The sequence below is a fragment of the Myroides odoratus genome, assembly GCF_965118575.1.
Taxonomy (GTDB): domain Bacteria; phylum Bacteroidota; class Bacteroidia; order Flavobacteriales; family Flavobacteriaceae; genus Flavobacterium; species Flavobacterium odoratum_B.
In genome coordinates this window covers 208,185-227,030 of the sequence record NZ_CBCPHW010000004.1, presented here as the reverse complement: position 1 = coordinate 227,030, position 18,846 = coordinate 208,185, and the positions used below count along the sequence as shown (strand labels likewise).

The window sequence follows — 18,846 nt, the reverse complement described above, 5'->3', positions numbered from 1 at the left end:
TGTAAACATTTATTAGTATTATATAAATCCAGGTGGCCTAGAAAATCTACATTTACCTAATAGTAATTAAGCTATAATAAAATTCTTTATTATGGATAATAATCAAAGATTGGAAGGAGTTAAAATTTCAAATTGGGATGAATCGTCAAAAAAGTTAAAAGAGCAATTTTCGCAATTGACAGACGTTGATTTGAAATATGAGGTGGGAAAAGAGAATGATTTAATAAATCGTCTTGAGAAGAAAATTAATAAAAAACGCTCAGAAGTGATTGATTTAATCAATAAATATGAAAAACAGAGTAAAGTGTAATTATTTTATTCTAAAAACACTTTAATATAACTGTAAGTGCACTTTAGGGTTCACTTTATTTCCATAAATTAAGGATAGTGAGGTAAAAAATTTGATTTGTATACGGTGCATTCGACTTGTTCAAAGTACATTGGAGATACTATCGATAGATTTTGTTAGAATTGAAATGGGGTGTCAGAATAGTAAATAGGATTGCTTATAAGCTTTGCTATTGTACTATAGTTTGTTTATCTTATCAGTTAAAAAATAACGGAATTTAATTCGACAGCCTATAGAAAGAGAATTTTTGATACAAAAACAGCTTTGATAATTTGAATAAAACAGTATTTTTTATTAAAGGAAGTTATTGGCAGTATGTTTTAATGTGTGAAAGATATAATTTATATCAATTATTATGTAAAACATTTTTGATATTAAAACGGATCTTTAAGTTATATAAATATTGTTATTTAAGATAAGCAAAATGGGTACAAAAAAACAAAAGGACCAAAAGATAATGGAACAAGCGATACTTAATCACAATCTAGCGGTCAATCATTTGGAATTAGCTGTAAAGTATCACTTTGATGCAGCTAGGTATTTTGAAAATGGAGATATTGATAAAGCCATTGAGTGCAACGCAAAAGCACAAGATAGTACTAATAAGGCTGTGGAATGTAATTCAAAAATTGAGAACAAAAATTGAGAACAAATAGTAAACTGAATAGGAGGATGATAATTTGTTGATTGGGTTTAAAATAAAAAGCCTAATTTATTGCTGTCAAAAATAAATATAGAAGGGAAATGGGTTTAATGAATATGGTATAAAAACGAAGAGAAGAAAACAGGTGCGAGTATTGAGTAACCAAAAGTATTTTTTAGATATCCTTACCCTGGTATCTATCATTTTTTTTTATTCGTATAAGCTGCTATAAAAACTTTTTTTAAAGGAATCTCTCTGTGAGATTTAAATAATTAGCGTTTTGCTAAAAGAGGAAGATTCACATAGATCTTCCTCTTTGTTTTAAATTTAAAAATATTTCAATTTGCTTTTTTAGAGTATTAACATCAGTTAATCAATTCTTTAGGTTATCTTTAAGTAAAAAGTTCTTAAGTATGAAGATTTTCATAAAGTACATGGTGAGTTTTCGTTGTAAGATGATAGTGAAGATGGAGTTAGATAAACTCGGAATCATTTATGGTAGTGTGGATCTTGGCGAAATAGAATTAAAACAAAAACTTACCAATGAAGAGTTTACGCAATTAAAAAAGGCTTTACTTCAAACAGGTTTAGAACTCATGGAGAGTAAAAGAGCTATTTTGATTGAGAAAATTAAAAAAGTAGTAATTGAAATGGTGTATGAGGATATAGAGGTTTTAAAAATAAAAAAATCAGATTACATAAGTCAACAACTAAATTATGATTATACCTATCTAGCTAATATATTTTCTGAGTCCACAGGTACTACAATAGAACAATTTGGTATTGTTCACAAGATTGAACGAGTAAAAGAACTTCTGATTTATGATGAATTAAATTTATCTGAGATTGCATATAAACTTAACTATAGTAGTGTAGCACATTTATCTGCTCAATTTAAAAAGGTTACAGGTTTAACCTCTACCTTTTTTAAAAAACTAAAAGATAAAAAAAGAATAAATCGCGAAGATGTGCGAATGATGTAATAGATAATGATTATTGTATAATACTTTGATAAGCAATAAGTATCATCTTTGTGTTGTAGTAGTAAAACTACAAAATAAAAGATATGGACAAGAAAGATGAAAAAAACTGAGACTTTGCTAGGAGTTCAGAAAATGAAATAAAGAGTCATCGTGAAGTGGTAGGTTATTTGGAATCAGCTGTAAAATATCATTTAGATGTTGCTAAACATTATAAATTGGGATGAGTTGAAAAAGCGGTAGAAAGTAATACTAAGGCACAAGCTTGTAGAGAACAAGAAAGCACTGAAACTGATAAAAAGGGGCGTACTAAACTCTGGTAAGGTCTAAATAAAATATCAAATTTTAATACTATCAATTCTTAACCGAAATAAAAGAAGGAAACTTTAGTACTGATTATTGCTTCTTTATTAAACCACTTGATATTTGTCGTCGTCAGGTGGTTTTTTTTATGGATAAAAATCAAATTAAAGTATGAATTAAAAAAAACAATTCTGTATTGAGTTGAATTAAAATGCTTTAGAATATAATTGTCAATGTTTTATTTTTCTAGAAATTGATTTTGCTGCACAAAGTAAAATTAAGTTAATCTCTTGTGATACCTAGTTGATAGGAGCAGTGAAATTAGATCTATTTGCAATATTGTTGGACGATCTTTGGACGATTGTAGCTCTTTCCAAATTTTTGAAGGATCAAACGAAATGCTATATACACAAATTGCGGCGGGGATATTAAAATGGATGCGAAATGCCAAAGGAACATACCTATTTCGTTTTTAAAAGTGTATGAATGAGCGAGTTTTAGTGCTGAATTTGTCTGGCAACTAAATGGTTTACTGGTACTACAAGAGAATAAGTAGATATCGTTCACAAGCTTGAGCACTTGAAAGTATGATGAATTAAATTTATCTAAGATTTCATATAAACTTAATTACAGTAGTGTCGTCTATTTATCTACTCAATTTAAAAAAATCACTGGTTTAATACCGACATCTTTTTAAGAGACTCAAGGATAAAAAATGAATGAATCGAGAAGATGTGTGAATGATGTAACAGATAATTATTATTGTGTAACACTTTGTCTATCAATTATAACAACCTTTGTAAGGTAGTAATGAAGCTACAAGATAATACATAAGGAACATGGATAAAAAAGATGAAAGGAACAAATCCTTAGTTATGAATTCAGAGAATGAAATCAAAAATCATCGCGAAGCCGCTGGTCATTTAGAATCTGCTATAAAATACCATTTAGATGCTGCTAGACATTATGAGGATGGATTAGTTGAAAGAGCTGTAGAAAGTAATACAAAGGCACAAGCCTGTACAGAACAAGCAATCAGTGAAACGGGTAAAAATATACGTACTAGACTTTAATCAGAAGTAAATAAAATATCAAATTTTAATAGCATTAATTCTCTTACCGAGATAAAGAAAACTTTATTAGCGATTTGTTGCTTCTTTCTAAAACCACCTGATTTTTGTTGTCAGGTGGTTTTTTATTGTTGATTTTATAGCTTCTTCCTCTTTTGCATGTCTTCTCAAAAAGAATGTGGAAATCACACCTTCGGAGTATAGAAGAACATAGGATAATCAGTTTTTTGTGAGGCACGATTTGTTTTACATTTAATCTAAACTATCATATTTATTTCATTATCAGGTTATTAAGCTTGGTATGGGGGTGGTTTGATAGTAACTAGACTTTAGGATTACTCTCCATTTGCTGGTTTTTAAGGTCATGGGGTTATGACTTTCAAGCAATTAAAAAATTTTAAAGGAAAAAAGATAATAGAAATGAATGCAATAATAGAAAATATTGATTTTAGTATTTATATAGAAGAGTTCAAGAAACGATTGAAGTATCTGTTTCGCGAAAAATACAATGGTAATACTATGGGGCTTACCCGTGATTTTCCTGCTGAATTAGTTGAGGAAATTATGGATCAAAAACCCTTGTCTGTAGCTATTCCTAAAAAGTACGGTGGTAGAGGAGTGAAAGTAAAAGAATGTCTGCAAATACTCGCCGCCGCCGCTTACGAGTCTTTACCTCTTTCGCTGATGCTTGGAATTAATATCGCTCTTTTTTTGGAGCCTTTAGCTAAGTATGGACAACCGGCTGTTCAGCAAAGGGTATTTAAACAGTTTATAGAAAACAAGGCTATGGGCGGATTAATGATTACCGAAAAAGCACACGGAAGTGATGCCTTGAATATGAAAACAGCTTTTCAACAAAAACAGGGTATGTACTATATTAAAGGACAAAAACACTGGCAAGGATTAAGTGGTGCGGCTGATTTTTGGCTTGTAACGGCCAGAGAGAGCAAGTCAAATGGAGGATTGGCAAGAGATATTGACTTTTTTGTTTCTGAAAATAACAAAGAACATCAACATATTCCTATGACTCACCGATATAATAGTCTGGGACTGTATGCCATTCCTTATGGTATCAATGAAATTGATATTGCTGTTCCTAAGGAACAAAAATTAACGGTTGAAACTACAGGAATTAGATTAATGCTTGATACGCTGCATCGTAGTAGGCTTCAATTTCCAGGTATGGGGCTAGGGTTTATCAAAAGACTTTTAGATGAGTCCGTAGCACATTGTCAAGAAAGACAAGTAGGGGGAATACCTCTGCTGACAATCGATTCCGTTAAAAATCAAATTGCAAAAATCCAAGCCGCTTATACGCTGTGTTCAGGTATGTGTATCTTTAGTGTGGAGGCAAGTGGAATTGACAAAGACGTGGCTTTGATGAGTATTGAAGCTAACGTACTGAAAGCTGTAGTTACAGATTTAATGCAAGAATCAGCCCAAATTAGTTTGCAATTAGCTGGAGCTAATGGATATCGATTAGACCATATTACTGGACGATCTTTGGTTGATTGTAGACCTTTCCAAATTTTTGAAGGATCAAACGAAATGCTGTATACACAAATTGCGGAGGGAATATTAAAATTAATGCGAAAAACCAAAGAAACGAATCTATATCGTTTTTTAAAAGGGTATGAACGTACGAAATTTAGTGCTGATTTTTTTACATCTCAATTAGATTTGAATATTGATAATACAGTAAAGCAGCGAAATTTAATACTTATTGGTAAAATGATAGCTTGTGTTATTAGCTTTCAATTTGTCCTACAACTAGATGGTTTTAATACGCAACTTATAGAAATTACACGTCAAAGTGTTCTTTCTGATTTGGCTGCTTTTCACGGTCAATTTAATACGAAAAATAATGTAAATCCAATTTTAGATTATGAAACGAATTCAGATTGGACTATTTTTTAACAAAACTACGATATCAAGTTTATATATTGAATAATTGAAACGAGATTTACAGGGGTATAGCGGATTTAAAAATAAAAAAATCAGATGAGATAGGTAAACAACTCATTTAGAATTATAAGCGATTTGGTTACGATATTGTTTGAGGCTACGGGTACTACCAATAAAGCAATTTGGCATCGTTCACAAGAATGAGTGAGTGAAAGAACGGTTAATCTATGATGAATTAAATTTATCTGATATTTTATCTGGATTAAATGGCAATAGTACAGCCCATTTTAAGAAAGTTATGGGGTTAACCCCAACTTTTTTTAAGAAACGCAAGGCTAAAAAAAAAATAATAGAGAAAATGTGTGAATGATGTAATCTCTACTATTTGTTATGTAACACTTTGTTAATCAATAAACACAACCTTTATAAGGTAGTAATGAAACTACAAAATAATATATGAAATAGATGGAAAAGAACGATAAAAAAAACAAACCCCCAGTTATGAACTCAGAAAAAGAAATCAAAAGTCATCGTGAGGCGGCTGGTCATTTAGAATCAGCTGTAAAATATCATTTAGATGCGGTTAGACATTATGAGGATGGATTAGTTGAAAAAGCCGTAGAAAGTAATACAAAGGCACAAGCCTGTACAGAACAAGCAATCAGAGAAACGGGTAAAAGGATGAGTACTAGACTTTAATTTGACATAAATAAAACAACCAATTTTAAAAGTATGCATTCTTAACCAAAATAAAGAAAACTTTAGTACTGATTTGTTGCTTCTTCAAAAAACCACCTGAATCGAGCAAAGATTAAGTGGTTTTTTGAATTAAGTTGAATAAATTAAAGAAGGCGATAAACTTTTAAAAAGCATTTATTAAATTCACTTCCGTTTTTTGTATAGTATCTTTTAGTTCTTTTTCGTTATGATAAATAAAGATATTGAGCTATTAAAATCGTTTAGAAACTATCCAATATAATTCCATCATAGCTAGCATATACCATTGTTGGGTGTGATTCTTGATGATATATATTTCCCTTGCAATCAATTCCTATGGCTCCAGCTAATCCTTGTATTTGTTTCAGATCCAGGAAGCTTTTCTCAAACGCATGAGCTAAAGTCATTCCATCACTAACTCGTGTTGCGATTTTTGCTGCCATAGCAAGGCTTACAATATCCTCCCCAATTCCAGTTAAACTAACTCCACAATGGGCATTGGCATAATTTCCTGCTACTGTTGCAGAATCAGAGATTCTTCCTGGTATTTCATATCCTTTACCTCCAGTAGAGGTTGCCGTTGCAATTTTACCTAAATGGTCTATACAAACGCATCCTACGGTACTTGTTCTATTTTTATCCTTGTTTTCCTTCTTTTTATCAAACTCCTCTTTGCGTTGTTTAATTTGTGGATTAAAAAAAGGGAAATGATGAGTTCTTGCAAATTCAATAGCTCCAGTTCCACCAAGTATTTTATCCTCATACGACATTAATTTTTCTGCTACTAAAATTGGATTTTTTACATTTTCAATATTAATTACACCAGCCATTTTTAACGTACTTCCATCCATTAATGCAGCACTCATTCGTATAATTCCATCCGCTTGTATCTGAGAACCTGTCCCAGCGTTAAAAAGCGGATCATTTTCTAAAAGACTAACTACATACACAACAGTTTGAATAGAAGTGTGATTTTGCAAGTATTGAAAACCTTGATGAATAATGCGTTTCAACGCCTCTTGTTTTTGACTCTTTGTTTTGTCATTGGTATGTGATTCTGAAAAGAAACCACCATGTATAATTAATTTCATGCTACTTATTTCTATTAGTTATTATACTGTGAATTCTTTATAATTATTTTATTTTTTTTAAAGTAAAAAACATCATTTTGAGTCATAACATGAGTAATTAAATGACTAATGGATATAGGCTTCCCAATATCTACTTGCGTTAGATTGGTATCTGTAATTTGCCGTCCATCCACAAGTATAATGCTACCTGAACCAATGGCAATCATGGTGTCATTGTTATCCGTAATTATTAAACCCGTATCCTCGCCTAAACCTATACCTATTTTCATGGGATTGCCAACAACAACTTGGAATAATCGACCGATTCTACCTCGTTGAATAAAATGAGTATCAACAATGATAGAATCAATCAGACCTAAACCACTATTTAGTTCTACCAAACCTTTTAAAAAAGCATCCGAGCTATTTCCTTGATAAATCATATTAGATGAGACTGCCGCGGCTCCTGCAGAGGTACCAGCATATAAAAACTCTTCATGATGGTATTTATCCAATAAGATTTGTTGAAATGGAGTTCCACCTATTACAGAAGTTAATAGCAATTGATCTCCTCCCGTAAATAACACTGCGTTTGCTTGGGTGAGCCGTTGTAAATTAGTAGGGTCATTCGCTTCTATTCTGCTATTGATAGGTAGATGAGCAACGTTTGTAGCCCCAAGAAGTTTAAAAGCACGTATATACATCTCACTTACTTCTTTTGGTATTTTGGAGGCAGTGGTTATAATTTCAATTCGAGATTCTTCCTTGTTTTTAGATTCTTCTATAATATTTTTCAGAATACCATATTTGTAAAAATAATTCCTGTTTACTTCTTTTATTTCTTTTTCATTGGCTATAGAATTTCCTACATCTATGCTTCCACCAGCGATAATTAATTTTCCTTTAATACTCATAATTAAAATTATTGATTTTGTAATTTAATCAATTATTATCATTATTAAGTTAAATAATTGTCATAATTTATTAATAATTTTTTTAATTAAAATAATAGTAGTGCTTATTTAATAGTAACTTGATAAAAATAAAGTAAGAAGTATGATTATAGAAAAAATATCAATTTTAAGAGGTCCTAACCTTTGGAGTAATAGAAGAGTTAAACTCATTCAAATGCGATTAAATATTGAGGAATTAGAACAAAGACCCACCGATGTAATTGAAGGGTTCTTAGAGCGAATTAAAGCATTATTACCTTCATTATATAGTCACCGATGCTCTGAAGGAACTCCAGGGGGTTTTTTTAGTAGAGTAAATACGGGTACTTGGATGGGACATGTGGTTGAACATATAGCAATTGAAATTCAATCTTTAGCAGGTATGCAAACGGGGTTCGGCAGAACTAGAGAAACTAGAGTTTCCGGTACTTACCATGTTGTGTTTGATTATGATGAAGAAAATGCAGGTGTATTTGCTGCTAAAGCAGCAGTAGAAATTGCCCAAGCACTAGTTGATGGAGTTGCTTATGACTTGGATTTAGCAATTCAAAAGATAAAGCAAATTTCCCAGCGTTTTACTTTAGGACCTTCTACTCTGAGTATTGTAGAAGAAGCAAAAATGAGAAAAATTCCATGGATACGATTAGACAATCAATCGTTAATTCAGTTGGGATATGGAGTTAATCAAATGCGCATTCAAGCAACCATAACCTGTAAAACGAATCACATCGCTGTAGATTTAGCATGTGATAAAGAAAAGACAAAATTGATGCTCAAACAATCCTCTATACCTGTTGCAGATGGTGGAGTTTGTACCAATCAAGATCAACTTAAACAACTGATTGATAAAATCGGATATCCTATAGTAATAAAGCCTTTTGATGGAAATCAGGGAAAAGGTGCCTCTATAAATATTCTAGATGTTGTATCAGCCAACCAAGCGTTGATACATGCACAGAAATGTAGTGAAAGAGTTATCGTTGAGCAGTTTATTTCAGGTTATGATTTTAGAATTTTAGTTATCAATAACAAAGTTGTAGCTGCTTCAAAAAGAGTTCCTGCCCACATTGTTGGTGATGGAGTTTGTACAATAGAAGAGCTAATAGAGCTAGCAAATAAAGATTCTTTACGTGGAAATGGTCATGAGAATGTTTTAACTAAGATAGAAATAGATCGCGATACGCTGAATCTTTTGTCAAAAAGAGGGTTTCAGCTAGATGCTATTGTTGAGGATAAAATACGAGTTGATTTAAAATCGACGGCTAATTTAAGTACAGGAGGAACTGCCATAGATGTAACGGATCAAATCCATCCTGAAAACATTTTACTTGCAGAAAGGATTGCAAGAGTCATCGGATTAGATATTTGTGGAATTGATATAGTGGCTGTTGATCTTACAACGCCTATAAAAGAAAATGGGGGAGTGGTTTTAGAAGTAAATGCAGCACCTGGATTTAGAATGCATTTGGCTCCTAGTGAAGGAATACCACGTAATGTAGCAGCACCTGTATTGGATATGTTATATCCTTCAGGAAAAGAATCTAGGATTCCCATACTCGCAGTAACAGGAACCAATGGAAAAACCACCACCACTCGTTTACTAGCTCATATTGTAAAAAGTCAGGGCATTAAAGTAGGTTTTACAACATCTGATGGAATATACATCGATCATCAACTAATGGAAAAAGGAGATACCACTGGTCCTACTAGTGCGCAGTACGTACTGCGAGATCCAACGGTAGAGTTTGCTATAGTAGAGACAGCTAGAGGAGGTATTTTACGCGCAGGATTAGGGTTTACCAGTTGTGATATTGCTATTATTACAAATATCAAAGAAGATCACTTAGATTTAGATGATATTCATACGTTGGCTGATTTAGCAAAAGTAAAAGCGGTTGTGGTTGAAAGTGTAAAAAGAGAGGGCTGGGCTATTTTAAATGCAGATGATCCCTATTGTATGAAGATTGCACCAACACTGGACTGTCAAGTTGCTTATTTTTCATTAGATGAAAATAGCCCTATTGTCGAAGCATGCTTGAAAAGAGGCGAAATAGTTGCTGTTTACGAAAATGAATATATAACCATTAAAAAAGAGCATTGGAAAATTAGAATTGAAAAAGTCCATAATGTTCCACTTACTATGCAGGGAAAAGCAAAATTCATGATACAAAATGTTTTAGCAGCTACCTTAGCTAGTTATTTATATGGATTTGAACCAGCAAATATCAGAATGTCACTGCAAACTTTTATTCCTAGCGCCACTCAAACTCCGGGAAGAATGAATGTTTTTGAATTTAAAAAGTTTAAAATCATGATTGATTTCGCTCACAATGTTGCGGGATACTTAGCTATTGAAGACTATTTAACTTTTATTGAAGCCTCTAGGAAAATTGGGATAATAGCAGGAGTAGGAGATCGACGAGATCAGGATATCGTTAAATGTGGTAAAATTGCAGCACGAATGTTTGATCATATTATTATTCGTCAAGAAAATAATCTAGGAGGAAGAACGGAAGAAGAGATTATACAACTGTTATTAATAGGAATAACAAGTGTAGAAAAACAAGTGACTTATGAGATAATTCCACAAGAAGTTGAAGCTATTAAACAGGCGCTTTCTATTGCAAAAGAAGGAAATTACATAGTAGCTTTAAGTGATGTTGTATCAAATGCAATCAATCTTGTTCAGTCCTATCTTGAAAATGATAAATAGAATTCTTTAAGGACAAGAAAAAATCAGTAACTTTGATAATATCAGTAAAATACAAGATTAGTTATAATCAAAAGTTTCACTGGTCTACTTTGTCTAAATAGTAGTACAATTTGTTCAAAATATATAAATGGATATTTAATAATAAACCGATTTTTCTAGTACAAATTACGGTTCAAAAACAAGTAAGCATATGCGTAAACAATTTGTCATTTTTTCAACTTTATTATTAATTGTAATGCTTCTACTTTCTCTATTTTTAAATAGGAATTGGAGCATTTTTTTTATAATTGTTCTCATATTTGTAGTTATGGGATACCAGGATATGTATCAAAAAAAACATACACTAAGGCGTATTTATCCAGTTTTTGGTCGACTTCGCTATGTGATGGAAGAACTTCGACCTAAGATGTATCAGTATTTTATTGAATCAGACACTGATGGTAAGCCTATTAGTCGCATCGACCGGGCAACTATTTATCAACGCGCTAAAAAAGAGTTGGAAACTATTCCATTTGGAACACAATTAGACGTTTATGCAGAAGGCTATGAATGGATTTGTCATTCGATTGCTCCAAAAGCTTTTGATAAATTAAATCACAATCCTCGGGTAATGTTTGGTAATAAAGACTGTAAACAACCCTATTCAGCAAGTATTCTCAATATTTCAGCGATGAGTTTCGGTTCTTTAAGTGCGCAAGCAGTGGAAGCGATGAATGGCGGTGCAAAATTAGGTAATTTTGCACATAATACGGGTGAAGGAGGGATAAGCCCTTATCATTTGAAAAACGGAGGAGACTTGATTTGGCAGATTGGTACTGGGTATTTTGGATGTAGAGATGAACATGGAAATTTTGAAGCTAAATTATTTGCCGAAAAAGCTAAATTACCTGCCGTTAAAATGATAGAACTTAAGATTTCACAAGGTGCTAAACCAGGTCATGGAGGAATACTTCCCGCTTCTAAAAACACAGCGGAAATCGCTCAAATAAGACATGTGAAACCTAATACGATTGTTGCTTCTCCACCTTATCATTCTGCCTTTAATTCACCTTTGGAATTAGTCGAGTTTATTAAAGAACTAAGAAATTTATCAGGTGGTAAGCCAATAGGTTTTAAACTGTGTATAGGGCACAAAGCAGAGTTTATTTCTATTTGTAAGGCGATGGTTCACTTAGATACTTATCCGGATTTTATCGCTGTAGACGGTGGAGAGGGAGGAACAGGAGCTGCACCGCAAGAGTTTTCTAATTATGTTGGCGCACCAATGTTAGACGGACTAGCTTTTGTACATAATATTTTGACTGGAATGGGGATTCGTCAACACATTAAGATAATCGCTTCAGGAAAAGTAACTTCCTCCTTTCATATCGCACGTGCAATGGCTTTAGGAGCAGATACTTGCAATTCAGCTAGAGCCATGATGCTTGCTATTGGGTGTATCCAAACTCTTTTATGCAACACGAACCGATGTCCTACTGGAATTGCTACTCAAGATCCTAAGCTAACCATAGGCTTGGATATTGCAGATAAAAAAACGCGAATGGCTAATTATCATAAAGGCACAATTGAGAGTTTTGTAGAATTATTAGGCGCTTCAGGACTGGATGATATGAAAAATATCACTCGAAATCATATTTATAGACGTGTTTCATTGAACGATATGCTGACTTATGAAGAAATTTTTCCTTCTCTAGAAGTAGGAACTTTGCTTTTAGGAGAAATTCCAGAGAGATATAAAAAAGATTTTGCATATGCAAATATGAATCGATGGGGGATTTCAAATTAAAGATCAGTAATATAAAATAATATAAGAGGCTAACTTTTTTAGATAGCCTCTTTGTTTTTTGTAGGATGTAATCTTATTTCATCAAGTTAAATAGTCTTTAGCAGAGAAGGAAAGGATATACTTTTTGACAATTTGAGTATTGTTTATTCAAAGCAAATTGTTTCTATTAGTACGTGTTTTTTTTACCGTATGGAGGCGTGATTTTGTATAAGGCGCTTAAATACAGGTGGTTGTTTGTGTGCCTGTGTACAAGGGTAAAACTATCATTTACAGATTGACCAAAGTATTGTACAATTTTGCAATTGTTTCTTTTGCAATTCTTGTTTTTTTGTAGCTGAAAATAAAACATGTTTTTTATTATACAATAATTGCTGTTTTATGAGTATTTAATTTTAATTGATAGAAGTAATGAAAAAACAAGTATTAAGTTTTATTTTGTGTAGCATAGCTTTTTCAAGCCTAGCACAAAATAGGGTAGGAATTGGTAGTAAAACACCCACTTCTACACTTACAGTTGAAGGATCAATAGCAGGGGGATATAGAGAAATTACTACTTTTAATGCGCCTATAAAATTAGAAGAAACAGATTATTATGTTACCTATAATGCAGGTGAAGGAGGGCAAATTATCCTACCCCTTGTAGGAATAGAAGATAGTTCTTTAAAGGGACGAATTTATAAAATCAAAAACATCTCAAAATATACGGTTACTATAACTCCTGCATTGGGCGAAAAGTTCAGGAATTTTGGGAAAGACGTAGAACATATTGAACTAAAGTCAGGACAATATGTAGAAATCGTTTGTAATGGACAACGTTTAGGATCTTCTACCTGGGATATCTCTTCTATTAATTTGGGAGTACCAGAGGAATCATCAATAGTACCTGGGGATGAATTGGCCTGGCAATTTGGTATGATCTATGATTATGTAGCGACTGACCCACAAGAAGTTCGTCGAAGTGGAATTGATTTGGATGGTTTTTCAAAAACAATTGTTATTCCTCCAAATAAAGAGGCTAAAATTGTATTATCCTATAGTATTCCAATAGGAGGTGAATCTCAATATGGATATTATGGTATTACTTTAAAGAAGAATGCTGAAGAATTTCAAGCTGGTTCAAGAAAGGTGACTATTGGACCTCGTAATGCTAAGGCACCCACCAGTGTGACGACAGTATCAGCGATCGTTTCTGACAATATTGCGGCTTCTAATTCAGAGCAAAAAGTAACTTATTCCCTGCAAACGTTTGTGCAAGATATTGATAAAAGCGTAATATACTTGATGTTATTTGGTGCTGATGGCTATAACTATAACTGGGGAAAAGGCTATTGGTCTATTGTGGTTTACTTTAAATAGGGGCGTTACTTTTACTTGAAATGTGAAGTACGTATATTTAGTTGTAGTAAAGAAAGTTGGGTATTTCAGTCAAATGGTGCCCCTTTAAAAAGCTATACAATAAGACAAAAAAAGTTATTTCAAACGCTAAAAGTTTGTCTTCCTTATTGATTTGCCATTAGTATTTAGTAATTCAATAAGAAAAGTAGGAGTAAAGAAAACCATATTGCCTATTTATATCATCTGAGGATGTATATTTTATAGAATTACTTATTTACAATATACTTGAGGTAAGAAATTACTTTCAATTCCTACTATGACTTTTCAATGCCCTCTGTATTAATCCTTACTATGAATTGATATTTTTTAATAAATTAAAACAATTTCATGTCTCCATCTTGGATCCAATGTTTCTTTTTCATTACATAATAAATCAGGTAAGATAAAACCATCGGTAATATAAGCTGTAAGCTTAAAATGGCTAAGAGAATATAAGTTGTTGAATGAGACTCCTTCATGGCATTAAAGGTTCCGATTTGACCAACGAATCCACAGCTTCCCATGCCTGATTCTAAGGCCGTATTTTGCATGTCAAAAAACAAAATGGCTAGGGGACCTAGTATAGCAGCCGTTAACGTTGGCGGTATCCATATCTTCCAATTCTTATAAATGTTGGGCATTTGCAGCATACTTGTACCAAGACCTTGTGCTAATAATCCCTTTACACCATTGTCTTTATAACTGATGGTGGCAAATCCAATCATTTGAGCACAACAACCTATTGTAGCCGCTCCTGCCGCTAAACCATCCAATTGCAACATCAAACACAAGGCGGCAGAGGAGATTGGTAAGGTCAAAACCATACCCACTACTACAGCTATAACTACGCCCATGAGTAAGGGATTAGAGGCTGTAGAAAGAATAATTATTTGTCCGATCCATTGCATCACCTGATTTACACTTGGTCCGATTAATTGTGCTAAAGCTACGCCTACTAAAACAGTGACGATTGGTGTAACCACAATATCTATCCTTGTTTCACCAGCTACGGCTTTTCCAATTTCTACCGCGATAATGGTTGCAAGAAATACGCCTAATGGACCACCCAATTGATAAGCCGCTACCCCTACAACAGCAGAAGAAAATAGAACCAATTGTGGAGCTCGTAAACTATAGGCGATGGCAAGAGCTAGTACCGGACCTGTCGCTTGATTCGCAAAAGGCCAAACGACTTCTTTTAAAAAGGAAATATTAAATTCTTCTCCTATTGTTTTTAGGATAGTTCCTACTAGTAAAGTTGCGAATAATCCATAGGCCATGGCTCCCATAGCATCAATAAAGTATCGCTTGCTTGAAATTTGTATGTCCTTTTTTTGAAGAAATTCTTGCATTCAGGGGTTGATTTAATAAAAGATAATAGGCTTAATCACCTGTTGATGAAACAGAGACGAAATAATTAATACGAATAGAAGTACTAAATTACTTTTAAATGCTAATATAGTTCGTAAATTAGTATTTTCATTCACAAATTTAAAAAATGAATACCTCCAATATCACTATTAAATTAGTGTTTTTACTACTCAGCTTTCTACTTCCTTCTTTTATATTTGGTCAGTCGACCGTTGTTTTAGATCAGCTTACTACCTTAGAAAGCTATAAAAAAGTATATGATGCTAATTCATTTGACCAAAGTAATCCATACATTAGAAAAAATGATGAAGGACGATGGAATGGTTTCTCCGTAGAAGAGGTATACTTTTATGAAGATTACTTTTCCTGTTCTCTTGATGTTTCAGGAAAAAATACAGCCAATCAATTTATTGGCTATTTAGAGCAAACGTATCCTACTAATCTAACAATAGAGCAGGAGTATTATGAGCGTAAGTATAAAGTAGTTACTCGCGATTTTACCCTTACTTTCACAATAGACGCAAAAAGAGAGGCTGAAATAGAAGAAAATGCAAAAGGGGATTTATGGATTCAATTTGCAAGAGTAGTTGATCATCCTCTAGCGAATTTGTCAGAGGAATTAAAGGCAAATGAAAAGGGAATTACTTGCCTATTGCAAGTTTCGTGCTATAATGTGGTTCCGACTGTTAGGGCTGATGGTATCCCCATACTACCTAAAAACAAAGAGGACAAGTATTCTACTTATGAGACAATTACACTGAATAAGTATATCCTAAATCCAGATACCCCGATTGATCTAACTTTTTTGCTCACACCAGGTATTGATGACCAAGGGAATGTGATGCCTAAGATTCCGAAAAGCTCATACGCTGAGATTGCTATCGAATATGTAAATGCAAAAGGGGAGGTTGTACAAACGCTAGATTTGTTCAACAATCGAACGTATGTAACAGATACAATTGTAGAAAATGGAGATACGAGATACTACTCTTACCCTGGTACGAATGACTATACAAAGAAAGAGCTTCGGTTTAATTACCAACTAAAAGCGCCTGTTGCTTATAACGTAGTGGGATGGACTAAGGGGAAAGACCTGCGCAAAGAAAAAAATATAGAAGAGCAAATCAAGCAGTTTTATGCCGCTTATGCCGCTTTGATTTTGGATAAAAATCTCAATCGAATTACCGAGCTTTTATATGAGTCTTTCCTAGAAAAATATACCTATAACTACAATCGTACGGAACTAAAATCACACCATGAATATGACAATTTGGAATACATGCTCGAAAAGTCTTTCAAAGTGATAACGGCAAAGAAAACCAAACTTCATATCAGTAATAACGGACAATTAGCTTACCTAGAGGCGTTAGACAAAACGGCTTATTTAAAAGCGGTCGGCTTAGATTACATCAAGAATATATCTTTTTTGTTTTATATAGATAAAAATACAAACGAACTAAAAATCATCCGATGAAAACGTACTTGCCTATACTTTTGTTTTTTTTAATTAGCCCATTCGCATTAGCGCAAGTTGAGCTAGAAAAGTATAACAACGCCGCTACCAACGAAGAATACATTGACTTACTTACAGATGATCTGCAATCCTTGAATCGTTTTGTCCGTTTATTTAGTAAAGACGAGGAGGAACCCAGAACACCTTCGGAAGTAGCACCTTTAAAACTGACTTTTAATCAACGGGACTATGAGGCTCATATTGAGGAAATCACGAAAGTTAATATTCAGTTTTCTGATTTTATGACGGATGGTTTTATTACACTAAACCTAGTAAAGGATCCTGCGATCTATAGTTCACTAGAGGATATCAAAGCACCCATTTATGTAAAAAAAGTGTATTATCACGATGGCACAACACAAACAATAACGGATAAAACGAATATCAATACTTATTTTTCGGCTGAACTTGCATTGACCAAAGCCGTAGATAAAATAGACGTTGAGCTGGCTTTTTCGACGGTTAAACAAGTAGACAGTATCGTACTACCTGCTAAAGTACACCAAAAAGTAACCTACCGCGGAGTCGCTATTGAAGTAGTTGAGGTATCTGATAAAAGCGTGTTACTTAAAATAGCATCAAACGAACTGGAATTTGATGAGATTCAAGCGCTTTTAAAAAATAAAAAAAGGGTGAGTAGTTATCGATCCCAACGATCGGGTATGCACCCAGATAAGTTTGACCTTTTTTTAAGGGAATACTTGAAAGAGATCGAAGCCGTTTTGACTTTTTCGAAGGCTAATATGGAGATGGACCATGCTGAATTCAAGAGGCTTGTAGAGGTTAAACTAAGCAAATTAGAGTCGCAATGGTCAGGTCAATTGGATCAATCAACAGGAGCTAGTTATTTGTATTATGAGTTTGGGGAGCCTATAGATCAAATCGTTATGTATAGCAATCGAGAAACCTTTGAGAAAAATGTAACGAAGACATTACTGAATCAAACGCCTAAATCTCGTTTTGTTACCCACCAAGACAATAAAACCCTGATATACAACTCAGATTTAAAGTTAATCAAAGAATTTCCAGACCGATATAGTCCCATAAATGACTACTACTTTGAAACAGATTTACAATACTTTTATTTGAATGATAAACTCGAGATGCAACCACTTACCTATTACAACGTAAGTAACGTATTGAATAACTATGTAATCATACAAGAAGATGATGAATCACCTCTGGAATTGGTTGATGCAACGAATACTAAACTAATGAAGGTAGATAGTTTCGAAATATGCAGTGCGTATAATTGCGCTTTGATTGCATCGGGGGATTCCTATTACCTATTAAACAACACTAGTCTTGCACCACAAAAAATCGCCAATGTAGATCAGGTTTTAGTCGCAGAAAAAGGATATTTTGTCGTAAAGAAAAAAGAAAAATACGGTTTTATGAATGCGGAAGGAAAGATTGTGGTTCCAATTCAGTATGATGAAGTGAACACTTTTTCTGATATGATTGATTTCTTGCCCACCGATTTACTATTTGCCGTAAAACAGAACGATAAATGGGGGTTTGTCGATCTGAACAATAAAACGGTAATTCCTTTTATGTATAGCGATGTTAGTGGACCTTTTTCGTACGGACTTGCTCCTGTATATTTAGATGATGCTTTAGGTTTAATCAACTTGAAAAACGAAAAAGTATCTAAATTCGTAAATAGAAATTATGCACAATCAAGTAATTTCGGAAAGAGAACGATGAGCTTAAGCGATGGAACTTATAATTATAAGGGAGAAAAAGAAAAGGAGGATTAAAGGGGGGAAATAAAAGTATAAGGGATGGATGGCCGAAATACTCATTTTGTAGGTAAAAAAGGTCTATAACTACTTTGTGAAGTTAGTTGGAATTGCAAACAAAATTCGCACAAAATATACTTTAGATGACTCATTAACGACAGTATACACTGGAATGTTTGTATAGTTGTAGGCTCTAGCTGACTATGCTTCGCTTTGGTTATCCATTTAACTTTTTCTATACAAGGACCTTTTCTACTTATTTCAGCTAAGACTCCGAAAAGCATTGAAACTATTTTTTCTGAAACATCCCGTCCTAAGATAATACTGTTTCTTTCAAAATGGGATTTACCTAGTTAC

At 33.4% G+C, this 18,846-nt stretch carries 14 protein-coding genes; 11 read left to right on the top strand and 3 right to left on the bottom strand.

Annotated features, from left to right (window positions below; translation table 11 throughout):
* The first annotated feature begins 91 nt into the window (after positions 1-91).
* The 6 genes from ACMHJ2_RS05080 to ACMHJ2_RS05055 all read left to right on the top strand — a co-directional run bounded on the left by ACMHJ2_RS05080 (position 92) and on the right by ACMHJ2_RS05055 (position 5,949).
* Complete coding sequence (locus tag ACMHJ2_RS05080; protein ID WP_413511875.1) at positions 92-310, top strand: hypothetical protein; 219 nt, start codon at positions 92-94, stop codon at positions 308-310.
* 463 nt (positions 311-773) lie between these two features.
* Entirely contained in the window at positions 774-995 is a 222-nt protein-coding gene (locus ACMHJ2_RS05075) for a hypothetical protein (protein WP_413511874.1), read from the top strand.
* A gap of 410 nt (positions 996-1,405) precedes the next feature.
* Positions 1,406-1,975: a helix-turn-helix domain-containing protein gene (locus ACMHJ2_RS05070; protein ID WP_413511873.1), complete on the top strand. Its 570-nt coding sequence runs from the start codon at positions 1,406-1,408 to the stop codon at positions 1,973-1,975.
* 1,175 nt (positions 1,976-3,150) lie between these two features.
* Positions 3,151-3,348, top strand: coding sequence for a hypothetical protein (locus ACMHJ2_RS05065; protein ID WP_413511872.1), 198 nt, complete (start codon positions 3,151-3,153; stop codon positions 3,346-3,348).
* A gap of 417 nt (positions 3,349-3,765) precedes the next feature.
* Positions 3,766-5,262: an acyl-CoA dehydrogenase family protein gene (locus ACMHJ2_RS05060; RefSeq protein WP_413511871.1), complete on the top strand. Its 1,497-nt coding sequence runs from the start codon at positions 3,766-3,768 to the stop codon at positions 5,260-5,262.
* Positions 5,263-5,715: 453 nt separating this feature from the next.
* Positions 5,716-5,949 (top strand): hypothetical protein, encoded by a 234-nt coding sequence (locus tag ACMHJ2_RS05055; RefSeq protein WP_413511870.1) that lies wholly within the window; start codon positions 5,716-5,718, stop codon positions 5,947-5,949.
* 260 nt (positions 5,950-6,209) lie between these two features.
* Here the strand turns inward: ACMHJ2_RS05055 and ACMHJ2_RS05050 are convergent, their stop codons facing one another.
* Both ACMHJ2_RS05050 and ACMHJ2_RS05045 read right to left on the bottom strand, forming a co-directional pair.
* Positions 6,210-7,058: an isoaspartyl peptidase/L-asparaginase gene (locus ACMHJ2_RS05050; RefSeq protein ID WP_413511869.1), complete on the bottom strand. Its 849-nt coding sequence runs from the start codon at positions 7,056-7,058 to the stop codon at positions 6,210-6,212.
* 14 nt (positions 7,059-7,072) lie between these two features.
* Positions 7,073-7,951, bottom strand: a complete 879-nt coding sequence (locus ACMHJ2_RS05045) for a cyanophycinase (RefSeq protein WP_413511868.1) — start codon at positions 7,949-7,951, stop codon at positions 7,073-7,075.
* Positions 7,952-8,093: 142 nt separating this feature from the next.
* Between ACMHJ2_RS05045 and cphA the strand changes: the two genes are divergently transcribed.
* The 3 genes from cphA (at position 8,094) to ACMHJ2_RS05030 (ending at position 13,845) form a co-directional block, all read left to right on the top strand.
* Positions 8,094-10,703 carry a cyanophycin synthetase gene (gene cphA, locus ACMHJ2_RS05040; protein WP_413511867.1) on the top strand — a complete coding sequence of 870 codons (2,610 nt, stop codon included), beginning with the start codon at positions 8,094-8,096 and terminating at the stop codon, positions 10,701-10,703.
* Between the two features lie 190 nt (positions 10,704-10,893).
* Complete coding sequence (locus ACMHJ2_RS05035; protein WP_413511866.1) at positions 10,894-12,489, top strand: FMN-binding glutamate synthase family protein; 1,596 nt, start codon at positions 10,894-10,896, stop codon at positions 12,487-12,489.
* Positions 12,490-12,897: 408 nt separating this feature from the next.
* Positions 12,898-13,845, top strand: coding sequence for a hypothetical protein (locus ACMHJ2_RS05030; protein WP_413511865.1), 948 nt, complete (start codon positions 12,898-12,900; stop codon positions 13,843-13,845).
* A 353-nt stretch (positions 13,846-14,198) separates the two neighbouring features.
* Here the strand turns inward: ACMHJ2_RS05030 and ACMHJ2_RS05025 are convergent, their stop codons facing one another.
* Positions 14,199-15,215, bottom strand: coding sequence for a PTS transporter subunit IIC (locus tag ACMHJ2_RS05025; protein WP_413511864.1), 1,017 nt, complete (start codon positions 15,213-15,215; stop codon positions 14,199-14,201).
* A gap of 146 nt (positions 15,216-15,361) precedes the next feature.
* Between ACMHJ2_RS05025 and ACMHJ2_RS05020 the strand changes: the two genes are divergently transcribed.
* Together ACMHJ2_RS05020 and ACMHJ2_RS05015 are read left to right on the top strand one after the other, a co-directional pair.
* Positions 15,362-16,708 carry a hypothetical protein gene (locus tag ACMHJ2_RS05020; protein WP_413511863.1) on the top strand — a complete coding sequence of 449 codons (1,347 nt, stop codon included), beginning with the start codon at positions 15,362-15,364 and terminating at the stop codon, positions 16,706-16,708.
* Positions 16,705-18,507 (top strand): WG repeat-containing protein, encoded by a 1,803-nt coding sequence (locus tag ACMHJ2_RS05015; RefSeq protein WP_413511862.1) that lies wholly within the window; start codon positions 16,705-16,707, stop codon positions 18,505-18,507. Before ACMHJ2_RS05020 ends, ACMHJ2_RS05015 begins: the two co-directional genes overlap by 4 nt.
* The last annotated feature ends 339 nt before the right edge of the window (positions 18,508-18,846 follow it).